The organism is Desulfurella sp. (assembly GCF_023256235.1).
Lineage (GTDB): Bacteria > Campylobacterota_A > Desulfurellia > Desulfurellales > Desulfurellaceae > Desulfurella.
In genome coordinates this window covers 1,190-2,889 of record NZ_JAGDWY010000019.1, presented here as the reverse complement: position 1 = coordinate 2,889, position 1,700 = coordinate 1,190, and the positions used below count along the sequence as shown (strand labels likewise).

Sequence of the window (1,700 nt, the reverse complement as noted above, 5' to 3'; positions counted from 1 at the left end):
TGGGTTAGATTAAGTAACGATTGTTGAGTTTGAATGGAAATCATAGCTTAATCGATACATTTGTAAATTGTTTTGTGTGTTCCATATGGTTATATATACAATTTATATATCTAAATTTCTAAGTCTACGTTTTTTTCGAAAAACTCTGATAGGTGCATTACCTTTATTTTTAATCCTTTTTTAACGATTCCACTGCTTATCTGCATAATACAACCTGGGCAATCTGTTAACACTATATCGGCTTGCGTAGCAATTATATTTTTTATTTTATTGTCTAGAATTGCATTGGATACATTTGGAAAATCAATTGAAAATGAGCCGCCAAAACCACAACAAGCATCGGATTCATTCATAGGGATAAAATTATTGCCAAAAACATCCTGTAATAGTTGTTCTGCAGATAATCCCATTACTCTGTTTTGGTGGCAGGGTAAATGATATGTTATCTTAATGTTATTTTTTGTAATTATTTTAATGTTATTTCTTTTTAAGAACATACTTAAAGATTCAATTTTTGGTATGATACCTGATACTTTTTTAAATTCATTTATGCTACTTGAAAGATAGGTTGGAAAAATTTCTTTAATAGTCGATCCGCAGGTTGGACATAAAACAATAAAAGAATCATAACTCTCATCATAATTAATATACTGTACGTTATTTAGCATAATTTTTTTAGCATTATAAGCATCACCTGAATGAATAGCGGGCAACCCGCAACATACAGCTTTTTCCGGTATATCTACTCTAAACTCAGCTTTTCCTAAAAGCTTAACTAAAGATAAGCCTATATCAGGATAAAAAAATTCAATTGCACATCCTGGATAAAAAAATACTTTTTTATTGTATTGTGAAATAGGTTTGAGTTGTTTATACATTTCACTAAATGTTTTTGTGGAAATTATAGGGAATATTAATTGACGATTGTCTGCTGAGATTGATAGTCTCAATTTTTTTACCAAATGCTCATTATCTTTTTCTAAAGGTTTTTGGGCTATGCTACCCATTTTCATTAATGCTTTAAAAGTGTTAGGATACCCCAGAACATTTGAATATAAAACGTTTTTGATAGAAGTTGTTTTGTATTTTTCACTTAATCCAATATTAAGATCCGAGATAAGCTTTTGAATATCTATCCCGGCAGGACAAATACTTGAACATGCTTTACAACCAATACACATTTTAAGCAATTCTTTTGCCTTTATTTCATTGCCATACAAAACTGTATTTACAACACCAATTGGTCCTGTATAAATATCACCAAACACATGACCACCGACTACACCATATACAGGACACACATTAGCGCAAGAACCACATCTTATGCATTTTAAAGCTTCTTTAGAGATTGGATTATCCGATAGGGCAAGTCGACCATTATCCAAAAAAACATAATGAGTCTCTTTATAACCAGTTGGATTTGCAAGAGACGGGTATCGACCTTTTATCCAAGTTACATAAGTAGCCATTATTTGCCCCGCAGCATTTTTAGGTAGTACCCTTGTTATTTTAAAAGCCTGGTTAAAGTTTTTTACAAGCTTGTCATAGCCTAATAAGACTATATGAATAGGTGGTATAGTGGTGGTAAGTTCCGCATTGCCTTCGTTAGTAAATAATGCAATAGTGCCCGTTTCAGCTACTGCTATATTAGCTCCTGTAATGCCAACTTTTGCTTTAAAATAGTATTCTCTTAAATATTT

1 protein-coding gene is annotated in these 1,700 nt (G+C 31.6%); it reads right to left on the bottom strand.

The window, feature by feature from the left end:
• Positions 1–110: 110 nt before the first annotated feature.
• The coding region (locus Q0C22_RS01865) for a heterodisulfide reductase-related iron-sulfur binding cluster (RefSeq protein ID WP_291490395.1) at positions 111–1,700 on the bottom strand (1,590 nt) is incomplete at its 5' end.